13 protein-coding genes are annotated in these 15,976 nt (G+C 68.2%); 4 read left to right on the top strand and 9 right to left on the bottom strand.

Translation table 11 applies throughout. The annotated features are described in order from the left end of the window. From H5T77_RS23575 to H5T77_RS23560, 4 genes are all read right to left on the bottom strand, one after another. Window positions 1–1,124: hypothetical protein (locus H5T77_RS23575; RefSeq protein ID WP_292653050.1), on the bottom strand; the 1,124-nt coding region annotated here is incomplete at its 3' end. A gap of 66 nt (window positions 1,125–1,190) precedes the next feature. After that, complete coding sequence (locus H5T77_RS23570; RefSeq protein ID WP_292653049.1) at window positions 1,191–2,783, bottom strand: S8/S53 family peptidase; 1,593 nt, start codon at window positions 2,781–2,783, stop codon at window positions 1,191–1,193. Window positions 2,784–2,796: 13 nt separating this feature from the next. Further along, window positions 2,797–3,306 (bottom strand): hypothetical protein, encoded by a 510-nt coding sequence (locus H5T77_RS23565; protein ID WP_292653048.1) that lies wholly within the window; start codon window positions 3,304–3,306, stop codon window positions 2,797–2,799. Continuing rightward, window positions 3,306–3,917: an RNA polymerase sigma factor gene (locus tag H5T77_RS23560; protein WP_292653047.1), complete on the bottom strand. Its 612-nt coding sequence runs from the start codon at window positions 3,915–3,917 to the stop codon at window positions 3,306–3,308. Before H5T77_RS23560 ends, H5T77_RS23565 begins: the two co-directional genes overlap by 1 nt. 280 nt (window positions 3,918–4,197) lie before the next feature. On the opposite strand from H5T77_RS23560, the gene H5T77_RS23555 reads away from it, so the two are divergent. Continuing rightward, complete coding sequence (locus tag H5T77_RS23555; RefSeq protein WP_292653046.1) at window positions 4,198–5,361, top strand: lipid II:glycine glycyltransferase FemX; 1,164 nt, start codon at window positions 4,198–4,200, stop codon at window positions 5,359–5,361. Between the two features lie 7 nt (window positions 5,362–5,368). Next, window positions 5,369–6,421 (top strand): alanine racemase, encoded by a 1,053-nt coding sequence (locus tag H5T77_RS23550; protein ID WP_292653045.1) that lies wholly within the window; start codon window positions 5,369–5,371, stop codon window positions 6,419–6,421. On the opposite strand, the gene H5T77_RS23545 is transcribed toward H5T77_RS23550, so the two are convergent. Further along, on the bottom strand, window positions 6,379–7,818 hold the full coding sequence (locus H5T77_RS23545; RefSeq protein ID WP_292653044.1) for a glycosyltransferase family 87 protein: 1,440 nt from the start codon (window positions 7,816–7,818) through the stop codon (window positions 6,379–6,381). The two genes, H5T77_RS23550 and H5T77_RS23545, sit on opposite strands and share 43 nt — an antisense overlap. A gap of 11 nt (window positions 7,819–7,829) precedes the next feature. Next, entirely contained in the window at window positions 7,830–10,298 is a 2,469-nt protein-coding gene (locus H5T77_RS23540) for a transglycosylase domain-containing protein (RefSeq protein ID WP_292653043.1), read from the bottom strand. A gap of 662 nt (window positions 10,299–10,960) precedes the next feature. On the opposite strand from H5T77_RS23540, the gene H5T77_RS23535 reads away from it, so the two are divergent. Both H5T77_RS23535 and H5T77_RS23530 read left to right on the top strand, forming a co-directional pair. Next, complete coding sequence (locus tag H5T77_RS23535) at window positions 10,961–11,611, top strand: PadR family transcriptional regulator (RefSeq protein WP_292653042.1); 651 nt, start codon at window positions 10,961–10,963, stop codon at window positions 11,609–11,611. A gap of 47 nt (window positions 11,612–11,658) precedes the next feature. After that, complete coding sequence (locus H5T77_RS23530; RefSeq protein WP_292653041.1) at window positions 11,659–12,741, top strand: inositol-3-phosphate synthase; 1,083 nt, start codon at window positions 11,659–11,661, stop codon at window positions 12,739–12,741. 82 nt (window positions 12,742–12,823) lie between these two features. On the opposite strand, the gene H5T77_RS23525 is transcribed toward H5T77_RS23530, so the two are convergent. Genes H5T77_RS23525 through H5T77_RS23515 form a run of 3 tightly spaced genes read right to left on the bottom strand, consistent with a single transcriptional unit; the run spans window position 12,824 to window position 15,869 of the window. Beyond that, window positions 12,824–14,056, bottom strand: coding sequence for an ABC transporter permease (locus H5T77_RS23525; RefSeq protein ID WP_292653040.1), 1,233 nt, complete (start codon window positions 14,054–14,056; stop codon window positions 12,824–12,826). Then, complete coding sequence (locus tag H5T77_RS23520) at window positions 14,053–14,760, bottom strand: ABC transporter ATP-binding protein (RefSeq protein ID WP_292653039.1); 708 nt, start codon at window positions 14,758–14,760, stop codon at window positions 14,053–14,055. Before H5T77_RS23520 ends, H5T77_RS23525 begins: the two co-directional genes overlap by 4 nt. After that, entirely contained in the window at window positions 14,757–15,869 is a 1,113-nt protein-coding gene (locus H5T77_RS23515; protein WP_292653038.1) for a permuted SH3 domain-containing protein, read from the bottom strand. The genes H5T77_RS23520 and H5T77_RS23515 overlap by 4 nt, the downstream gene beginning before the upstream one ends. Between the last annotated feature and the right edge of the window lie 107 nt (window positions 15,870–15,976).

Here is a 15,976-nt window from a genome sequence, read left to right as displayed (position 1 = left end):
AACGAGCTCTGCCACAGGTGGAAGTCATCGAGGCCTGCCCGGAGCTCGCGGAGTCCGGAGACGACCCGACCTGCAGCGACGGCCAGCTCCGCACGGAGCTCCCGCTCGAGAAGGCGGATGTCGATGGGGGCCTCGGGCGGGACCGGACCGATGACTCTCCCGCTCGCCGGTCTGGTCGGCAGGCCGGCGTTCTCGGCCGAACGAATGCGCGCCAACCGAGCCTGCATACGCACCCGAAGTGCCGGCCAGCTCAGTCCTTGCTCCTCGAGCGGACCGGCCAGCGCCTCGCCTTCCTCGCTCGGATCCTGGCCTGCCATCACTGCTGCCTCGAACGCCACCGCCCGCGCCCGAAGCGCCAACCCCGTCGCCTTGGCCTCTTCGAACCAGCCCAGCGCCGAGCGCGCCACCTGGTGCGCTTCGACCGGGTCGGTCGCGACCAAGTGCGAAGCGAGCGCCAGCTCGGCCTCGCCCTGTCGCTGCCGCTGCCCCTTCGATCCGTACGCCGCGGCGGCCTGACGCAGCATCTCCCCACCTTGCCGCGTCAAGCCAGCCGCCATCAGAACCTCAGCCCTGTCGGCATCACACACCGCCTTCACCAACGGCCCTGCGGCGGCCTGAAGGTCGTACGACGACTCCATCAGCGCCAGCGCGCCGACCAGATCACCGGAGAGGAACATCGCGTACGCGCGATTGTGATCGGCCTGAGCAGCAGACACTTCATCGCCAGCGACTCGATGCCCATCCGCAGCTGCTGAGAAGTCCGACACTGCCGCAACGAGGTCGTGCCGATCCAAGTGAACCGTTCCACGGTTGAGGTGCGCTCGAGCAAGATCGGATGGTGATCCAGCAAGAAGCTCAATGGCTTCACTGAAACTGGTCAGCGCCTCCATGATTCGGCCTGCGCGCCTCAGCAATGTGGCCTGTTGGCCCGCGAGCATCCCCCGCGTCTGATCATCCAGCCCACCAAACCGCAAGGCACGCTGACACAGGTCCAATGCGTGATCGAAGGTGGACCGGTCGGCGGCGATGTATGCGAGCGTCGCCTCGGCCCTCGCCAGCAGAGCCAAGTCGCCGTCCTCACTGGCTCTGTCGAGCGCCTCGCGGAGCAGGCGCTCGGCATCCATCAGGTTGCCTGCGGTAGCCGCAGCCACCCCAGACCGATGCAGCCGATCCGCTCTGCTCATCGCGCCTCATTGCCCCGAACGCAGGGGGGTCAGTTGCTCAAGAACCGCCCAGGCACGCTTGGTTGCTGCGGCGGCGTCCGCTGCCGGACCAGACTCAAACAGGCGCTGAGCGATCCGGCCAGCGAGTAGCGGCGCGGCGAAGGATGTGCCGCTCCACGTTCCGAACCCACCAGTGAAGTCATCGATATCGAGGGATGCACGGTCGCGTCCTTCGAATTCGGTCTCGATGACAGATTGGTAGCCGCCGTCGAATGACGGCGGGAAGGTGCTGACCACGCCCGCTCCGATCTCATATGCACGAACCCACGGGCCAGCATTGCTGAAGAGTGCGTCAGACCGCCCGCTCGGGTTGAGAGCTCCTACCGAGACGATCGGGAGCACACCGGGCTCTGGCGTGATCGGGCCTTCCCCATCGGACCATGGCGCGAAAGCTGCAGGGAAGACCGGGCGATCCGTGGCGTCGTTACCCGCAGCACAAACGACCACCGTCCCGTTGCGCAACAGGTCTGCAAGCACCTCATAGAGAGTCGGATCGAAGTACGGGTCGGACGGAGTCTCGTGGTAGTAGCCCATCGACAGGTTGAGGACGTCGATGCGGCGGCCACGCGGGTCGCCGTTGCGGTAAAGGTCAACCAGTTCCGCGATCTGCGCCAGTGCGGTGATCCAGTCAGTCTCGGCGATAGGCCCTTCGGGAGGAACAATCCGCCACGACAGGATCTCAGCGTCGGGACATGCCTGGTGAATAAGCCCGGAGATAAACGTTCCATGCCCGGCGAGCGGATCGATTAGGCCATCGAGGGCACCAACTTGGTCTCCGTCAACCTCTGAATCCGGCACAGACTGCGGCCAACCGATGGGATGTCCGTCCAGTCGGGCATCCCGCTGAACGAAGTCCAGCCACGGGTGCGGCCCGCAGCCAGTGTCCAGCACAGCCACGACAGGCCTCTCGCGGCCGTCCATCTCTGCGCTTGTGAGTCTCCGCGGCCGCGCGCCGACGTACGCAACCGGGCTCCGGCCACCGGTTCCGAGCGGGTCGTAACCGTCAGCGAAGGACTGGCCATAGGGGTGAGGCTGGTTATGCGGGTGAGGCTGATTGTGCGGATGGGGCTGATTGTGCGGGTGAGGCTGGTTGTGCGGGTGAGGCTGGTTATGGGGATGCGGCTGGTTGTGTGGCTTCGGATCCGCAATGGGAGCTGGCACCAACACGTGCTCCAAACTCACTCCTCGGACGTTCTCAGCACCTTCAGAGCGCAAGTACTGCAAAACCGTCCAAGCGTCAGGGGCTTGGGCCGCCTTGCCCGGGCGCACCCCGAGCCGCACCCGACGTACGCCGAACCGAAGCCCGACAGCACACTCGGGCTCGTCCTCAGCGATGGCACGCCAACCAAGACCCTTGGCGGCCTTCTCGATGCGCTTGAAGGTGTCCTCGAAGTCGACTGACTTGGAGATCAGCAGGACGGACGACGAGTAGATCGTCGAGCGGGCGTTGACGCCGTCGACGGCGACCGCGTTGGTCGGGTCGAGGACACGCGCCTCGGTGGAGCCGTACGCGACCGACAGGAGGGGCTCGCGCTCTCTGCGGGTGGGGCGGTGGACCATCGTGTCTCCTGGATCAGATCTCGAACGTGGGGGTCAGAAAGGCCGCAGAGCCGTCGGCAGGCTCGAAGCGGAGCCGGATGAGGCCGGCGGGGAGCGAGGTGAGCTCGAAACGCCCCGAGGCGCCCAATGTGACAGCCACGATCGGCGTACGCACCGAGTCGGCGCGAATGGCGCGGACGGTCATGGGCGTGCCCGGGACGACCCAGCCGTCGAGGCGGGCAGTGGTGTCGGTGTCGGAGGCGACGCGGACGAGCACGTCGACGCCGGACTGCGCGAAGCGCAGCGTGTAGGCCGAGCGGGCCTCGAGCGGGGCGGCGGAGCGAACCCCGGCCGCCTCAGCGCCCGAGGACTCCACCAGGAGCATCAGCTCCAGATCGAGCCCGAGCCCAGAATCCTCGGCGGCACCGGCAGCGGCCGCCTGCATCCGGGAGATCAGGCCTCCCGGGACGGGATCACCGGCAACATAAGCCTGTCGAACCAGACCCAACAGCTCCTCGCGACTGGGCTCCTCCGAGCGACCCATCACGACACCTCCCCTTCATCGAGCAGAGCCCGAAGCGAGTCCCGCAGCTTCCCGAGACAGCGGCCGCGGGTGGGGCCGATGCTGCCGATGGGCATGTCGAGCTCTTCGGCCAGACCGGCGTAGTCGGGCCGGTCAGAGAAGGCGACCACGCGCACCAGCCGCCGGCATCGCTCGGGCAAGCCCTCCACGGCCGCCCAGATGCGAGAGTTGAGGTCGCCCTCCACGACGAGGGACTCGGCCGAGCGCTGCGTCGGGGCGCGGGACTCCAGGGCCTCGTCCTCCACAGGTACGTCCCGCCCGGATCGCTTCGCGACCCGCCAGGCCTCACGACGCGTGGTCAGAGTGAGCCAGGCGCCGACGGCCGCGGTGTCGAGGATCGATGAGTGCTTGCGTACGAAGGTGAGCCAGGTGTTCTGGACGACGTCCTCGGCCTGCTCCTGAGTGAGCCGGTAGGAGCGCGCGATCTGCCACAGGATCGGGGTCATCGTCGCGACGAGCTCGTCGAGGGCGGTGGAGTCACCGCTGAGCCAGCGGTCGAAGTCGGCCGTGGCCCGGGACCACACGGTCGCAGGTGTGTCGGCATGACCCACCTCGCGTCGTACCCGTGTCACAGTCCCCTCCTCGACCGGCGGCCTCCGGATCGGCGCCGAGCCGGTGGGGGGCCAGATAACGCGCGGACGCGTCATCGTGGTGGTCATGGTTGCTGTCACGGCCCCAAGGAGGCCCATGCCCCAGCCGTGATACATCTGGCCGCCGACAATAGCGTCTATACGCGTCAGACTCACTAGGTATCGCTGGCCGAACCTGGGAAGACCGCCTCCTCGGGGGTGGTCTCGACAAGCTCGACCACCGGGGGCCGCTCGACCACCGGCAGCGGGTAGCCTTCTGCGGGTGAGTCTCACCGTGCGCCCCATCACCGCTGCGGAGCATCTCGCCTTCATCGAGAAGCAACCCAGCGTGAGCTTCCTCCAGACCCCGTCGTGGGCGCGGGTCAAGACCGAGTGGCGCTCGGAGTCGGTCGGGTGGTTCGACGACCTGCAGGGCGGCGCCCTCGTCGGCGCCGCGCTGGTCCTCCACCGCCCGGTCCCGAAGCTGGAGCGCTTCACTCTCGCCTACCTGCCCGAGGGCCCGAGCATCGACTGGTCGGGCGATCTCGCTCCGTGGCTGGAGCCGCTGGCGTCGTACCTGAAGAAGAACGGCGCCTTCGGCATCCGCATCGGTCCGCCGGTCACGACCGCGACCTGGAGCGCCGCTCAGGTCAAGGACGGCATCGCCGACGACACCGTCCAGCGGCTCGGCCAGCTCACCCCGACCCATCGCGACGCCATCGGCGCGCGTGTGGTCAGCCAGCTCCGGGCCGCCGGCTGGAAGCTGCAGAGCCCCGAGGACGGCTTCGGCGCCGGGCAGCCGCAGTACAACTTCGTCATACCGCTGGCGCACGAGGACGGCACCCAGAAGACCGAGGACGAGGTCCTCAAGGGGATGAACCAGCTCTGGCGCCGCAACATCAAGAAGTCGGCCAAGATGGGCGTCGAGGTGACCGTCGCCTCCCCCACCAATCCGGCGGGCGGCGACTTCGAGGGCGACCTGAGCGCCTTCCACGATCTCTACGTCCACACCGCCCAGCGCGACCACTTCACCCCGCGCCAGCGGAGCTACTTCAGCACCATGTTCTGGGCGATGTCGAGCGAGGACCCGGACCGGATCAAGCTCTTCCTGGCCCGGCACGAGGGCGACCTGGTCGCCGCCACGATCCTGGTCCGCGTCGGACAGCACGCCTGGTACTCCTATGGCGCCTCCTCGACCGAGAAGCGAGACGTACGTGGCTCCAACGCCCTTCAATGGGCGATGATCCAGGATGCCATGGCCGCCGGCGCGACCACCTACGACCTGCGCGGCATCACTCCGACGCTCTCCACCGACGACTCCCACGTGGGGCTGATCCAGTTCAAGGTCGGCACCGGTGGCCAGGCGGTGGAGTACGCCGGGGAGTGGGACCTGCCGCTGAACAAGCCGATCTACACGGCCTTCGATGTCTACATGAAGAGGCGCTGATCACCGTATGCCGCTGAAACTGACCGTCGACTCCGATCGCTGGCGCAAGCACGTCCAGGCCTTCGCCGAGGCGACCCCGGGCCTGGTCCCGGTCGCGAAGGGCAACGGCTACGGCCTCACCCTCCGCAAGCTCGCCCACCAGACCGAGTGGCTCAACGACCTCGACACGGGTGTCGACACCCTCGCGGTCGGCACCTACAACGAGGTCTGGGAGGTCGCGACCCGGTTCAGCGGCTCGATCTACGTCCTCACGCCGTGGCGGCCCTACTCTCCGGACATCAACCCGGAGATCGCCGACCGGGTGATCCACACGATCAGCCGCCCCGAGGACCTACCGCTGCTCCTCGAGCGCCAGCCCAACCCCCGGGTCATCCTCGAGCTCGTCACCTCGATGCGTCGTCACGGGATGACGCCGGGCGACCTGTGGCCGACCTCCGCCATCGCCCACGAGCGGGCCCGCTTCGAGGGCGTCACGATGCACTTCGGCCTCGACGGCGGTTCGCTGGCCGAGGTACGCGCCCAGATGGACGCCGTCGTCGGCGCCGAGGCGACCACGGTGTGGGTCTCCCACCTGAGCGCCAACGAGCTCGCCCAGCTGCGTGCCTCCTACGGCGACGTCATCTTCCGTCCCCGGGTCGGGACCGGCCTGTGGCTCGGTGACCGCGGCGCACTCACCGTGACCGCGACCGTCGAGGACGTGCACCCGCTCGAGCGCGGCTACTCCTACGGCTACCGCGGCCGCAACGCCATGCGCGCCGGCCACCTGGTGGTCGCCTCCGGCGGCACCGCCCACGGGATCGGGCTCGAGGCGCCGCTGGGCGACACCCACCTGCGCTCCCGCGCCCTCGCGGTCGCCCGCGGTGGGCTCGACGCCATGGGGCAGTCGCGCTCGCCGTACACGCTCGACGGCAAGGCGCTCTGGTTCGCCGAGCCGCCGCACATGCAGGAGTCGATGCTCATGCTTCCCTCGGGCGCGCGCGTGCCCGAGGTCGGCGAGGAGCTCGAGGTGCGGGTGCGCTACACCGCGACCTCGTTCGACGAGATCATCCTGGACTCCTGAATCGCGGGGGCCTCCTCGCTCTCCGTACGAGCCTCGGTCCACCGGACCGGGTCGCGCCACGGCTCGTAGATCTCCCGGACGACGACCGTGATCAGGTAGACCTCGGCAGCCACGCGGGCAAGGATCGCGAACCAGTACGCCGGCTGGTCGCCGCCGCTGCCGGCCAGGAGGTCCGCGAGATACCACCAGACAGCGACGAAGTAGATGAGCTCACCGGCCTGCCAGATGAGCTGGTCACGCCAGCGCGGCACGGCGAGCACGGCCAGCGGCAGCAGCCACAGCACGTACTGCGGTGAATACACCTTGTTGACCAGGAGAAACCCGGCGACGATCAGGAAGCCGAGCTGCGCCAGCCGCGGTGTCTCGCGGGCGGTCAGACCGATGATCAGTACGCCGCTGCACCAGGCGATGAAGAAGGCCCAGGAGACGAGGTTGACCGTCTGCGCCGAGATCGCGGCGTCGCTGGCCTGCTGGGCCACCAGCCACAGCGAGCCGAGGTCAGGGCCGCGCTCGGAGTTGAAGCTCCAGAAGACCTTCCACTGCTCCAGGCCGGTCGCCATCGCGGGCAGGTTGGCCAGCACCCAGGCGAGGATCGTCGCCAGGACGGCGACCGCCAGGTCGTAGTAGCGACGACGCCGGATGCAGATGATCAACAGCCCGCCGAGCAGGAAGAGCGGGTAGAGCTTGGTCGCGCAGCCGAGCCCGATCAGGATGCCGGTCAGCAGCGGCCGATCCCGCGACCACGCCCACAGCGCACCGGCCACGAAGACCACGGCCAGCATGTCCCAGTTGATGATCCCGGTCACCGCCAGCACCGGGGCGAGCGCGAACGCGGCCGCGTCCCAGGGCCGTCGGCGATGCGTACGCGCCAGGAACCAGACCGAGAGCAGCGCCGCGACCGCGAAGCCGATCACGTTGACGATGATGAAGACCCGGATCTCGTGGTGCATACCGGGCAGGCCCCAGAAGCTCGAGGTCTCCACGAGATGGCGCTCGTCCTCGTCGGGCGTGTCGGTCAGCCAGTCGGTGACGTGCGCCGTCGCCCAGGCGTAGTAGGAGATGCCGACCGGATACTCCATCACCTGCGAGTAGCGCGCCCGGACGTCAGGATCGGAGGAGTACGGCCATTCGTGCTCGGCCAGGCCCCGGTCGACGTAGAGATAGGGCAGGTCGGAGTAGCAGAAGTGGGTGTATCGGCTCTCGCCGTTGGTCCAGGTGGCGTTGTAACAGGTCTGCTTGGAGACCATCCCGATCGCGAACGTGAGCGCGGTCAGGAGCAGCAGCAGGCCGACCGCGCTGAACCAGCGCCGTCGGCCGTGTGCGAGTCCCCCGAGAGGACCGCCCACCGCGGTGGAGGCGGTCCTGACGACCGCATCCTCCGCCGCTGGGGAGGTCACTGGACCATCCGTCACTGAGTAGCGCCCTCCGCATTGCCGGTGTCGTTGTTGCCACCGCCATTATTGCCATCCGCCGGCGGCGAGGACGTCTCGCAGTCGCCCAACCAGTCACAGCTGGCATCGGGGACCTCGGGCTCGGTCGACTCCGGCTCGTCCGGGGTCGGCTCCTCGTCCGGCTCCTCGGTGGGCTCGTCGCTCGGCTTCTGGTCCTCCTCAGGCTTCTCGATCGGGATGCAGAGGCCCTTGCGTTCTCGCTTCTTGGAGCAGTCCTCCGAGGGGGTCGGGGTCGGCTCCGGGGTCGCGGTCAGCGAAGGCTCGTGGCCGTCCTGGGGCGCGATACCGTCCATCCAGGCCGGCTCCGGGAACTCCTCGAGCTCGAGGTCGTCGGTCAGCGGGCCCATGATCGCGGCCCAGGTCTCGGCCGGGTAGCCGGCTCCGTAGTAGGAGTCGAGCCAGTCGTCCAGCTTGCCGGAGCCCTTGCCGCGGACATACATCACTGCCGTCGAGAGCTGCGGGGTGTAGCCCGCGAACCATGCCGAGGAGACGTCGTCGTCGGCGTTGGTCGCCGTTCCGGTCTTACCGGCAGCGGGCTGCTTGATCACACCGGCCGTCTTGCCGGTGCCGCTCTCGACGACGCGCTGCAGCGCGTAGGAGGTGTCGTCGGCGGCGTCCTCAGACATCGCCCGCTCCTCGCCGTCACGCTGATCCCACTCGTAGACGACCTCACCCTTGGCGTTGACCACCTTCGAGACGACGTGCACCGTGTTGCGTACGCCGCCGTTGGCGATCGTCGCGAAACCGTTGGCCATGTTGATCGGGCTGATCGCCTGCCGTCCCAGCGTGAGCAGGTAGTTCTTCGGGTCGAAGTCGACCGAGTAGGCCGGGATCGAGCGATAGTCCGCCGGCGCTTCCGCAGCATGCTGCTCGTCCGGCGGCAGACCGGCCTTGACCGCCATCTCGTAGACGTCCTCGCTACCGTTGGGCAGCGCGGCCGACATCTGCACGAAGGAGGTGTTGACCGACTCCTCCATCGCCTTGATCCCGGTGATGTGCTCGCCGTAGCTATGGCCGGCTGGGTCCGATTCGCTCTGGCCGGAGTTTCGAACGGTGCCGCCACCGGCGTACTCCAGACCCGCCTCACCGGTCCAGGTGTCCTTGAGGGAGTAACCGGCCTCGAGAGCTGCGGCGAGGGTGAACGGCTTCATCGTCGAACCGGCCATGCCACCAGAGGCAGCCCAGTTGATCTGGGACTCGAGGTAGTCCTGACCGCCGTAGAAGCCCTTGAGCGCGCCGGTCTTCACATCGACCGTGGCGGCGCCCACGTGCAGCTCGTTGTTGGGGTTCTTGGTGTTGACGGCCTTCTTGTCCTCGGGGCGTACGTCCCTGACGGCGTCCTCTGCGGCCTTCATCGCCTTGGCGCTCAGCGTGGTGGTGACCTTCAGCCCCTTGCTGTCGATCTCCTCCTCGGTGAAGAGCGGTTCGCCGTCCTCGTTCTTGAGGGACTTCAGCTCGTTCTTCACCAGGGTGAGTGCGTGGCCCTTCTGGCCGCCGAGGCGGCTGTCGGCCTTCGGCTTGGGGAACTTGGGCAGCGCCCCCTTCGCCTTCTCCAGGGTGGCCGCGTCGTAGTCGCTGAGCGCCTTGCCCTGGCTCTTGAGCTCGGCCATCCCGTTGAGGACGTACTGATAGCGGCCCAGCAGCTCGGTGCCGCCGGCGTCCGCGCCCGCCTTCTCCGGGTCGAACCCGTTCGGGTTGTTGAGGATCGCGGTCAGCGCCGCGGCCTCCTTGATGTTCAGGTCCTTGGCCGACTTGCGGAAGTAGGTCTTCGCCGCGGCCTGGACGCCGTAGGCGCCGCGGCCGAAGTAGACGGTGTTGAGGTAGCCGGTGAGGATCTCGTCCTTGGACTTCTGCCGGCTGATCTTGAGCGAGATGACCGCCTCTTTGACCTTGCGGGAGTAGGTGCGCTCCTGGCTCAGGTAGAGGTTCTTGACGTACTGCTGGGTGATCGTCGAGGCGCCGCCCTGGCTGCCGGTGGTGGCGTTGGAGAAGAGCGTGCGGGCGATGCCCTTGAGGTCGATGCCGTTGTTCTCGTAGAAGCTGCGGTCCTCGGCGGCCACGGCAGCGTCCTTCACGAGGGCCGGCATCTCCTCCGGGCTCAGCGCATCCCGGTTCTGGTCGCCCGCCTGGAAGCGGCCGACCTCCTTCTTGCCACCGGCGTAGTAGACGAAGCTCGACTCGGCCTGGAACGCCGCGTTGGCGCTGGGGATCGAGATCATGTGGTACGAGATGATCACCCCGGCGCTGCCGATCAGCGCAAGGACCAGCGCGCAGACGGCCGCGATCTTGCCGATCCGGGCCGCCAGCGCCTTCTTGTCCCGCTTGCCGTCGCCGTAGTCATCGGCGCCGAAGGCGGACTTGGGGTCTCGCCCCTTGCCGCCACCGCTGCCACCCTTGACGCCGTCACCGTGTCGCTCGGGACGCACAGGCCGCTGACCGAGCCGGTCGACCGGCGGCTCGCCGGGACGACGAGGCCCCGGGTAGGGCGGCCGCTGACCGGGACGGGGACCACCGGGAGGCATCGGGCGCTGGGCGCCCGGGGGCCGTGGGCGGCCGCCAGGAGGCGGGCCCTGCGAGGCGCCTTGCGGGCGGCGCGGAGCCGGCGGGCGACCGGAAAGACCACCCTGCGGCGGGCGCGGTCCGCCCTGGGGTCGTCCTGGCAGCCCACCGAGATCGGGTCTGCGGGGACTGGCGTTACGAGGGCTGGGCCTTTGAGAACTGTGTCCGTTCGGAAAGGCGCCGGAATGGTCGCTCACGGGTGTTGCACGGCTCCTGTGACTGCCCGGCACGTGACCGGACGGGCTGACACTGACAATCCCCCGACGTCGCTGAATCCCCCCGAGGGAACCCCTTGAACCTGACGCGACGCTTGCCCAACATCTCCCCGGGTGGTTTCCGCAGGTCGGTGAACGGCAGCCATCAGCGTACGCAATCGACGCTAGCGCTCGCGCATCCACGCCCAGCGCGCCTCAAGTCACCCGACGGCAACAGTTCGGTGACGGTTGCATCGAAGTGGTCCCTTCCGGCGTCATCAGACAAGACTTAGGTCGCTGTTGGAAGTCGCGGATATATCGGTACGATAGGTCGTATGGCACGTCGCGCAGAGACGATCGAGTTGGCAGTCCTTGGGCTGCTGCACGAGTCGCCTATGCATGGCTACGAGCTGCGCAAGCGGCTCAACCTGATGCTTGGCTGGGGTCGAGTGCTGTCGTACGGCTCGCTCTACCCGGCCTTGAAGAAGATGCTGCGCAAGCACCTCATCGAGGAGGCGGCGCAGAGCGTGACACCGGTGACCCGGCGTCCGCGGATCGTCTACCAGCTGACGCCTGCCGGCGAGCGGGAGTTCACCCAGCTCATGTCCGAGGTGGGTCCGATGGCCTGGGAGGACGACAACTTCGACATAAGGTTCGCGTTCTTCGGTCGCACCGACATGGAGATCAGGCTTCGCGTCCTCGAAGGACGCCGCAGCCGGCTCCAGGAGCGGCTCGATCGGGTGCAACGCGAGCTTGCCATGACCCAGAAAGAGGTCGACTCCTACGCCCGCGAGCTTCAGCGTCACGGTGTCGAGTCGGTCGAGCGGGAGGTCCGATGGCTCTCCTCGCTGATCGACGCCGAGCGCAACCCGAAGCCTGTGATCGATGAGCAGGCGGCGGGTCGGGGGGAGCTGGGGGATGACGACGGCGTACGCGACGGAGCGGACGTCTCGCGCACAGCGCAGAGCAGCCAAGAGAACGAGTGATGACTTCCTTGCCGATGAAACGGCAAGGAATATTGGAAGGAGCCCCGATGGGTTCGGTTCGTGTAGCAATCGCGGGAGTCGGCAACTGCGCCAGCTCCCTGGTCCAGGGTGTGGAGTACTACAAGGACGCCGACCCGGCGGGCAGCGTCCCGGGCCTGATGCACGTCGTGTTCGGCGACTACCACGTCTCTGACGTCGAGTTCGTCGCCGCCTTCGACGTCGACGACAAGAAGGTCGGCAAGGATCTCTCCGAGGCGATCAACGCCTCCGAGAACAACACCATCAAGATCGCCGACGTGCCGTTCACGGGCGTCGAGGTGCAGCGCGGCCCCACGCTCGACGGCCTGGGCAAGTACTACCGCGAGACCATCTCCGAGTCCGGCCTCGACCCCGTCGACGTCGTCTCGGTCCTTCGCGAGAAGGAGGTCGACGTCCTCGTCTCCTACCTTCCCGTCGGCTCGGAGGAGGCGGACAAGTTCTACGCGCAGTGCGCGATCGACGCGGGCGTCGCCTTCGTCAACGCGCTGCCGGTCTTCATCGCCTCCGACCCCGAGTGGGCCGCGAAGTTCGAGGCCGCCGGCGTCCCGATCGTCGGTGACGACATCAAGTCGCAGGTCGGTGCCACCATCACCCACCGCGTCATGGCCAAGCTGTTCGAGGACCGCGGCGTCGCGCTGGACCGTACGTACCAGCTCAACGTCGGCGGCAACATGGACTTCAAGAACATGCTCGAGCGCGAGCGCCTGGAGTCCAAGAAGGTCTCCAAGACGCAGGCCGTGACGTCGAACCTGACCGGCGAGCTGGCCGACAAGATCGACAGCCGGAACGTGCACATCGGCCCGTCCGACTACGTGCAGTGGCTCGACGACCGCAAGTGGGCGTACGTCCGGCTCGAGGGTCGCGCGTTCGGTGACGTCCCGCTCAACCTGGAGTACAAGCTCGAGGTCTGGGACTCGCCCAACTCCGCGGGCATCATCATCGACGCCGTCCGTGCCGCCAAGATCGCCAAGGACCGCGGCATCGGCGGCCCGATCATCCCGGCGTCGGCGTACCTCATGAAGAGCCCGCCGGTCCAGATCGAGGACACCGAGGGTCGCGTCCAGCTGGAGGCGTTCATCCGCGGCGAGTGATCCTCGCTCGGCCGGTGGTCGAGCTTGTCGAGACCCCCGTCTAGTCGCGGGAGGTCTCGACAGGCTCGACCACCGAATCGTTTCAGAACCGGATCGCGTCGATGATCTTGACGCGCGCCGCGATCATCGCCGGGAGGATCCCGGCGAGCGCGCCGACGGCGAGCGCGACGGCGAGACCGAGGAAGGCCGCCGAGAGCGGGAAGGGCGGGACGTCGTCGATGCCCTGGAGGACGTACTTCTCCACCAGCGGGTTCTTGACGACCGCCACGGCCAGGAGCACGCCGACCACGCCTGCCACCACGGTGGCCACGACGCTCTCCATCATCACCGAGAAGAACACCCGGCCGGTGGTCGCGCCGAAGCTCCGCCGGATCCCGATCTCCCGGATCCGCTGCTGGATGGTGACCAGCGCGATGTTGAGCAGACTCAGGGCGCCGAGCAGCAGGATGATGCCGGCGATCCCGATGATCACCCACTTGATCGGTCCGATCGGGTCCTCCCCGCCCCACGCCATGTAGTCGTCGCGGTGGGCGTCGACCTGAAGGCCCGGCAGCTCGGCGCGCATCGCCAGGTTGATCTCGCTGGCGAGCTCGTCGGCACCCTCGACCGGCACCCACATCTCATAGCTGGCGTCCGTGGGGGCTCCGCTCTGCCAGTGCACCAGCGAGTCGGCGAGCATGAACGCGCGCGGTGTGCCGTAGCCGCGCAGGCTCGTCACGCCGACGATCGTGGCGGTCACCGACATGCCCTGACCCCTCAGCTCGACGGAGGTCGGCAACGGCGTGCTCTGCAGACCGAGCTTCTTCAGGAACGTCTCGTCGACCACCAGCGCCGGCGAGAGGCGCTCCTTGTCCGTCTCCTCGAGCCAGCGGCCCTGCGGCACCACGACCCGGTGGATGGCAGCGTACGCAGGGTCGACCCCCATCAGCTCGACCCGCTTGCTGCTGCTGTTGGTGGTCGCCTTGATGTCGTACGCCGAGATCCTCGCCGAGGCGTACGTGACACCGAACCGCTCTGCGACCGCCTGGAACGCGGGCCGCACCCGCTCGACGGAGAGCGGCGTGCCGCTGCGGTCGTCGTAGGCCATGACCGAGATGTGCGCCGGTCGCCCCTCGGCCTCGTAGGACTCGGTGAACATCTGCGTCGCGATCTGGCCGGCGGCGACGGTTGCGGTGATCGAGGCGACCGCGACCGCCACACCCACCAGCGACAACAGCACCCGGAGCCGGTGGATGCGCAGCTCCTGCCACGCCTCCACGGTCGAGGCGGCCAGGGCAGTGGCGAGGCGCGCGAAGGCCGTGCTCGCCGTGCTCACGCCACCGCCTCCTGGGTCAGCGGGTGCAACCGGCCCTCGGCGAGCCGGAACCTCCGCCGGGCCAGAGCCGCGACGTTCTGGTCGTGGGTGATGGTGATCAGCGCCGCGCCGGACTCGTAGGTCGCCTGGTCGAGCAGCTTCATCACCATCGCACCGGTCTCCACGTCGAGGGCTCCGGTCGGCTCGTCGGCCAGCACCACCGTCGGCGTACGGACCAGGGCGCGCGCAATCGCGATGCGCTGCTGCTCGCCGCCGGAGAGGAACTGCGGCATCGCGTCGAGCCGGTCGCCGAGCCCGACCTTGTCGAGCATCGTCGCCGCGATCCGGCGCCGCTGCCAGAACTCCTTGCCCGAGGCGTACAGGAGCGGTGCCATCACGTTCTCCAGCGCCGTACGCCCCGGCAGCAGGTTGAACTGCTGGAAGACGAACCCGACGTCACGCCCGCGGATCCGGGCGGCCTGCCGACCGCTGATGTCGGTGACGTTGCGTCCTGCCCACTCCAGGGTCCCGCCGGTCGGCCGGTCCAGCAGGCCGAGCAGGTTCAGCAGCGTCGACTTGCCGGTGCCGGAGCGGCCCACGATGCCGACATGGTCGCCGCGGCGTACCTGCAGGTCGACGCTGGTCAGGATGGGCAGACCCTCGCCGTCGGGGAGCTCGACCGTACGGGCCACGCCGGTGAGCCTCAGGAGCTCCTCGGAGCTCACATCTCCCCCTCAGGCATGTCGCCGGCCATCTCCTCGGGCGAGTCCTTCGCGCCCGGGACGTATCGCAGCACCGAGTCGCCGGCCTCGAGCCCGCTGGTTACCTCGACGACCTTGCCGTCGGTGACGCCGAGCTTGACCGGCTGCTCCGTCGGGGTCCCGTCCTCGCCGACGACCCAGACGCTGCCGTCACGGACCAGGCCGGTGACCGCGGTGACCGGGATGGTGACGACGTCCCCGTCGCTCTTGCCTGCGTCGATGACCATGGACATCGTGAGACCGTCGAAGACGGTCACCTTCCGCGGCACCAGACAGGTGATCCGGGCGCCGGCGCCGGACTCGCCCTCGCCGCCGCCCGGCTCCCCCTCCATCATCTCGCCCTCGGGCGCGTCGCTGGTGATCGTCTCGGTCGCCGCGTCGCCGATGCTGAGATCGGTGCAGGCGAACGGCTTCGGGCCGCCCTCGATGGTCACTGTCGCCTGCTCCGGGTTGCCGGCCAGCCGGTATCGGTCCAGCGGTGAGATCGCGCCGACGGCCCGGAACGTGGTGGGACGGATCGAGACGACGACCCCGTCCTCGGCCACCTCGCCGAGCATGTCGACGGCGTAGTTGCCGACGATGCCGGTGGCGGGAGCGACGACCGTGTACCAGTGGTAGACCGGCTTGGGTGCCGACGGCTCGGCCGGGGCGCCGTCACGATCACCGTCGCCTCGGGCATCATCCACGCTGCCGGGCTCGTCGGCAGGCTCCTCGACGGGTTCGGCCGCCTCGGCGGGCTCCTCCTCGGCGCGCACCTGGAAGAGCTTGTCGCCCTTCTCCACCTTGGCGCCGCTCTCGGCGAACCTGTGGACCAGCACACCGGTGACCGAGCTGGTGGCCGAGACCGGCTTGTCGATCACGATGGTGCCGTCGACGGTGAGCGAGTTGGAGATCGTGCCCTTCTCGGCGACGACCTCCTCCGGAGGAATCTGCCCGGTCGGCGTCAGCGGTGCCCCGTCGGCGTTCTGCGTCGAGCCGGTGAAGGCCAGCTTGAAGAGGCTGACGGCGATGAGGAGCCCGATCACGGCCCAGAAGGACTTGAAGAGTGCGCGGCGCACCACCGTCTTCGACATGAGCGGACTGTATTCCTACGTCGGCGGCCGCGGCCGCCGAATTTCTCCCCGGTTCGGCAACACACCATCCACGTCGCCATCGAACACATGTTCCATCCCCAAGACTC

The organism is Nocardioides sp., from assembly GCF_014360585.1.
Taxonomy (GTDB): domain Bacteria; phylum Actinomycetota; class Actinomycetes; order Propionibacteriales; family Nocardioidaceae; genus Nocardioides.
Note: the sequence above shows the minus strand (reverse complement) of the source record. Positions and strands in the feature narration are given on the sequence as shown.